At 67.5% G+C, this 5466-nt stretch carries 5 protein-coding genes and 1 pseudogene; 2 read left to right on the top strand and 4 right to left on the bottom strand.

What is annotated here, in order from left to right; genetic code table 11:
- Positions 1 to 36 precede the first annotated feature (36 nt).
- On the bottom strand, positions 37 to 381 hold the full coding sequence (locus ACFYZB_RS40085) for a hypothetical protein (RefSeq protein ID WP_388766843.1): 345 nt from the start codon (positions 379 to 381) through the stop codon (positions 37 to 39).
- Positions 382 to 652: 271 nt separating this feature from the next.
- Positions 653 to 940, bottom strand: a pseudogene (locus ACFYZB_RS40080) (recombinase family protein); the annotation flags it as partial.
- A 245-nt stretch (positions 941 to 1185) separates the two neighbouring features.
- Between ACFYZB_RS40080 and ACFYZB_RS40075 the strand changes: the two are divergent.
- A complete protein-coding gene (locus ACFYZB_RS40075; protein WP_388766836.1) occupies positions 1186 to 1506 on the top strand; it encodes a hypothetical protein in 321 nt (106 codons plus the stop codon).
- Between the two features lie 151 nt (positions 1507 to 1657).
- Here ACFYZB_RS40075 and ACFYZB_RS40070 read toward each other — a convergent pair whose 3' ends face one another.
- Positions 1658 to 1834 (bottom strand): hypothetical protein, encoded by a 177-nt coding sequence (locus ACFYZB_RS40070; RefSeq protein WP_388766834.1) that lies wholly within the window; start codon positions 1832 to 1834, stop codon positions 1658 to 1660.
- Positions 1835 to 2132: 298 nt separating this feature from the next.
- A complete protein-coding gene (locus tag ACFYZB_RS40065) occupies positions 2133 to 3683 on the bottom strand; it encodes a CBS domain-containing protein (protein WP_388766832.1) in 1551 nt (516 codons plus the stop codon).
- Positions 3684 to 4036: 353 nt separating this feature from the next.
- Here ACFYZB_RS40065 and ACFYZB_RS40060 point away from each other — a divergent pair, with 353 nt between their 5' ends.
- Positions 4037 to 5212 carry a serine/threonine-protein kinase gene (locus ACFYZB_RS40060; RefSeq protein ID WP_388766830.1) on the top strand — a complete coding sequence of 392 codons (1176 nt, stop codon included), beginning with the start codon at positions 4037 to 4039 and terminating at the stop codon, positions 5210 to 5212.
- The last annotated feature ends 254 nt before the right edge of the window (positions 5213 to 5466 follow it).

Here is a 5466-nt window from a genome sequence, read left to right as displayed (position 1 = left end):
CACCCCCCAGGTCATCCCTTCGACAGGGGGGAACAGTCATGCCGGGCCCGGAGGCCAGCGGCCCTCTTGCAGGACCGCGAAGAAGATAACGGGGGCGGCGGGGTGCGCGTCGAGCTTCTTCTGCGCCGCGTCGTTGTCCCGCTGGGCCTCGTTGATCCACTGGCTGACGACGGCGGGGTCGGCTCCGGCATCGAGGGCCGCCTGGTAGCGGGCGAGCCGCAGCTCGCACTCCTTGATCGCCTGGCGTGCTTGGGCCTGCTCGGGGGTCCGGGGCTCTGCGGCGCTTGCCGCGGCGCTGGCGTGGGTGAGCGCTTCGATGGTGGCGGAGAGACGGTCCGGAGCGAAGGCCCGGGCGATCCACCGGTCCAGGGCCTGGCACACGATGTCTTCGCGCAGGTAGACGGTGCGCGGGTGAGGTCGGGATAGAGGGCGGCTTCTTCCTCTTTGAACTCGCAGCGGTAGTAGACGCGGCTGCGGATGGTGGCGGGCTGTATTTTGCGCCCGCACAGGCTGCACCGGACCCGGCCGCGCAGACGTAGGGGCGCCCGCCCTGCTTGCCGGCGCGCTCCTGCGGCCCCTGGTTGCGGGCGCGCTGTGTGCGCACGGTGAGGGCGGCATTGAAGAGATCGGGGCTGATGATCGCTTCGTGGGCGGGTTCGTTGGAGTGGATCCACTCGTCGGGCGGGTTGTGGGTCATGTGGGTGCGGTGGCCGAGGGTGACGTCGTCGACGTCGAGGAGGCGTTCTTCCTTGCGTTGCTTGTTCCAGACCTCGTGGCCGGTGTAGCGGGGGTTGAGGAGGATGGCGCGTACGGCGCCCTGCTGCCATGCGGTGTTCTTGCGGTGCGGATTGCGGGTGGCGTCGTGGGCGGAGGGACAGGGGATGCCTTCCCGGGTGAGCTGGGCGGCGATGGCGCTGTAGCTCACGCCCTCCACGTACATAGTGAAGATCCGCTGCACGACGGGTGCGGCGGCGGGGTCGGGCTCGAGTTTGTGGATGCGCTGGCCGGCGGCGGCCTTGGGCGGGTTGGGGGGCCTGCGTCGGCGATCCGGTAGCCGTAGGGCGGTCTCCCGCCGAGATAGCGGCCCTGAAGCTGTGCCTGGGAGCCCATGGCGGTCCGCACTCGGATCTTGATGCGGTTGCGTTCGCCTTTGCTCATGCCGCCGAAGACGGACATGACGAGGTCGTGGGCTTCGTTGTCCGGGTCGATGGGTCCGCCGACTTCCGGGACCCACAGGGGGATGCGGAAGTGGACGAAGACGGGGAAGGTGTTGCCGAACTGGTTGCCGTAGAACGTGCGCTGTGGCTCTCCGATGACGACGGCGTCGAAGCCCCGGTTCGGGTTGCGGAGGGCTTGGAGGAGTTCGTTGGCGCGGGGCCGGCGCTGCCAGGGCAGGGAGCGGCTGTGGCCGACGTCGAAGTACTCGCTGACGATCTGGCCCCCGGCGGGCTCGATCGGGCTCGGGCGCGGGTGAGCTGCCAGTTCCTGGAGGCTTCGGGATCTTGAAGGTCCTCGGTGGAACAGCGTCCGGCGAAGGCGAAACGGATCACGTGCGGTCAGACCCCCGGGGTGTATGGCGTGTATCGCGTTGCGGGTGTTATGTGGCGGTCTGTCGTACCTCGATTGGGCAAGAAGAGCCAGCCGCGTCCATCCCTGCTTAGGCGTCTTCGGGATCGAGGTGCTGCCGCCCTGGCTCGGCGATCACGGCGCGAAGGAGCTCCAGGAGGGCGGCTGCGACGGACTCCGTCACGTTGGGTGGCTTGTCGGGGAGGGCCACGTGGATCTTCTGGGGGGTGGCCGTACTTGAGTACGGCTCGGCTGTGGGCTGAGGCATGCGCTGCCGGGCGCCGGGCCAGGTGACTCGTCGGTGCTGACACATTCCGTATAGAGATGTTGCACTTCGGTTTTGCCGCCCTGCGCCGGTTGATCACTGTTTGGGGCAAGGTGACTGGCTGCTTAATCCGTTGGTCTGCCCGGGCTCAGACTGATTTCGGCGACAGCGGGCTCGTCCGTTTTCATTGCGTTGACCTGGGGATTTGCCCGGGTCAGGTCACTCTTGGTTGCTGTCGGCGGTGATGACTCCGGCCAGCGTCCAGGACCCGCTCTTCAAAGCAGGTCCTGCGAAGTCGTCATCAGGCGGTCGGGTCCAGCGCCCGGAGCACTTCGAGCAAACCGCGAACCGGAGCGAGTTCGCTGTCCGGGAGGGGGTCCGGGCTGAAGTGCATGAGCCTGTTCCGGAACTCCGTGCATTCGTTCAGCGAGTCGACGACGAGGCTTTGATCGACGTCCCAGTCCAGCGCTTCCCAGTGTTCTGTCGGCTCGAGCACGTGGGGGTACTCGCCCAGGGTGAGGTCGTCTGCGGCATGAACTCTCTTTCTGCGGTGCGGCAGGAGTTTTGAATGGATCTGGGCGAGCGTCAGGGTGCCGCGCATCAAAGCCTGGTTGATCAGACGTCGCAGACGCTGCTCCAACTCTTCGAGCAGGACGAAGGGCTGGACGCGAACGCCGAATTGGAAGCTGAGGTCGGATGCGGTGACGATGCCGATGATCTTGTGCTGGCTGTCGTGGACAAAGGCATACCCGCGCTGCTGGATCTGGGAGACCCAGGGGAGGAGTTCCGCCTGGTCGAGCAGGTTGAGGGGATCGGGAGTGGCGATGTCGGCCAGCGTGAGAGGACTGCCGGAGACGCGAGCGCGGCCGATGGATTCCCATGTGACGACTCCGCACAACCGTCCGGAATCGTCCAGCACTGGCAGCTGAGAGTAGTCGTGGTAGACCATCGCAGTGATGGCCTTGCGCGGTGTGTCACTCGGGCTCACGGACACCACGCCTCCGGTGGCCGAGGCAAGATGATTGATGCGGTAGGTGAGCGGCGCCTGCTCGACCGTTTCATCGGGGACGTCTGCATCAGTCAGCAAAGGCTGGTCGGGGCCCGGTTCCGCGCCGATACGCAGCAGGGTAACGAGGCTGTCAATGCTCCCGGTGTTGATCGGAGGACGGGCGGTCAGTCCCTTGTCTGCCAGGTCTGCCTCGATCTGGTCGACGCTCGCCGAACTCCGGCGTGTGAGGCCCCAGGCCTCGATGAGCCTACGTGTCGTGATGGCCAGCGGCTGATCGGCTGGGGCTTCTATTGCGGCTTCCAGGAGTTTGGCCCAGGAGGAGAAGGTGCGGCTCTCCGGTCCCGACTCCCTGCTGCCCGGGTCCTTTCCGTTGTTCAGGAGGGCGGCAACGCGGCGGGCAGCGTCGTACCGGCGCAGTTCGAAAATGGTCAGCAGTGACCCCATGCTGTCGAGAAGATCCTGCTGTACGGCACGGCGCTCCAGGCCGGTGCGCTCCCACTTCACCTGCCGGGTGTGCTGCAGTCCGGGCTCGGCGCCGTGGCGGAAGACGTACTCACTGGTGATCACGCCGAGCGCCAGCTGCCGAGACCGGCGCGGCATGACAACCAGGTCCCCGATGCTCATCTCGTGACGGAACCGCCACAGCTGTCCCACCCAGTTTCCGATGACGCGGGGGCTGTAGTCCGGATACGTGGCCTCCACCAAGGCGCGCAATTGCTCCCGGTCGGCGACATCCGTGAGGTCGTCGACGAGCTCCGTCCAGCCCGCGGCGACGATGGCCTCACTCAGCGCGGGTTCCTCACGTTCGCCCTCGCTGCCAGCCCGTACCATCCATGCGCGCACTTGCCCCCCAAGGCGTGAAGAATTCCGTTCAACTGCGCGGATTCTACGGGCCATTCGCGGCAGGTTCCCTATCCTTCTCAGCTTCCCGCATCCGCCTGATCGCGAGCCACCAGCTCCACGAGCGGTCCAGCCGCCTGCTTTGCAGCGCCCGCGATGCGGAGTGCGTCTCTGTCCCCTGCGGTGGTATCCGATGGTTTGGCAATCCCCGTTCGATCAGAGCGCCGCTTCCGCAGGCGGCAGGCGAAGTCAGCAGAACCTTCACAACCCCGGAGCGGGAACGACTAGGCTTGATCGGCGCCCCCGTGTCCTGGCTGGTGGGCGTGCGGGGATGGTTGAGGAGTTCGGAGCGGTAGATGGCGGGGATGCCCGAGCGGATTGGCCGTTACACGGTGGCCAAGGAGCTGGGCTCGGGTGGTATGGGGGAGGTGTACCTCGCGTACACGCCGGGCGGGGCTCCGGTGGCCGTGAAGCTGATCCGCAGCGACAAGCTCGACCCCCTCACCAGGGCGCGGTTCGAGAAGGAAGCGCTGATCGCGCGGACGGTGGTCGGCACGAACAGGGTGGCGCGGTTCCTCGAGGCCGATCCGTTTGCCGACCGGCCCTGGCTGGCCATGGAGTACGTGGCTGGCCGTACCCTGCTGGCCTGTGTGGATCAGGGCGGTGTCCTGCCGGTGCCGCTGGTCGCCAGCCTCGGTGCCTTGCTGGCCGAGGGGCTGGAGGCAGTGCACGCGGCGGACCTTGTGCATCGGGACCTCAAGCCCCAGAACGTCATGATGGGGAAGGACGGCCCCATGATCATCGACTTCGGGCTTGGTGCCTTCATGGATGCCGCGCAGGAGTCCCTGTCGCACAGCGGCATGATCATCGGCACGGTGCGGTGCATGCCGCCAGAGCAGGCGAGCGGGCATCCGAAGGTGACACCGGCAGCGGATGTGTACGCGCTGGGCACGGTGCTGCTGTATGCGGCGGCCCACCACTACCCGTATGACGGTGTGGCGTGGGAGGCGGTCGCCATGCAGGTCGCGAATCCCGCCATCGGTCCGGATCTGAGAGGGGTACCGGAGGGGCTGCGGCCGCTCATCGCGTCGATGCTCGCGCACGAACCCGAGGACCGGCCGAAGCTCGACGCCGTCGCGCGGATGTGCACGGACCTGCTGAAGAAAGCCGGGTTGAGCCCGGCGGACGCTCGGCTGGCGCTGATCGCGAGGACGGTCGAGGGCGATGCGCCGGACACGGCCGAGGGGCCGCTGTCACCGTCGTTCGAGAGGTTGCTCGAGGACCAGGTCAGGCTCGAAGAGGCCGGTGGCGGCGACTCGCCGCTCGACGGGCGCCGCGAAGGTGACGTGGTCAGGGCGGACGAGGGGAACGACGAGGCGGATCAGGAGGACGGCTCGGCCCCCGTGCCCGGCGAGCCTGCCGTACGCCCGGAGGCAGGGCCAAAGCCTCGGCCCGCCCGTGGTCGGCCGCCGGCGTCGAAGCGAGTGGCCGAGGAGCTGCGCTCGCAGTATGCGGTTGATGCCGCCCTGTGACCGACGGTGTCAGTGGCTGGTGAGAAACTTGGGGACGGCCATACCGGGACGGGGCTGCGTAGGCCCCGCGTGCGGCGGGCCGTGGGTAAGGAGTGGAGCGGACGTTGGGCGTCGGGACAGAAGCCGTGGGCGGTCGGAGCGATGTAGTGCAGGATGCCCGCGAAGCCGAGGTCGCGTCATCGCAGCGCCAGCGGCCGTCGTCGGGCGGTTACGCTCCGGGGGCACAGGTTCTGATCCGTGAAGACCTGTGGCTC

Source organism: Streptomyces sp. NPDC001852, from assembly GCF_042891825.1.
Classification (GTDB): domain Bacteria; phylum Actinomycetota; class Actinomycetes; order Streptomycetales; family Streptomycetaceae; genus Streptomyces.
This window is presented reverse-complemented; position numbering and strand designations above follow the sequence as displayed.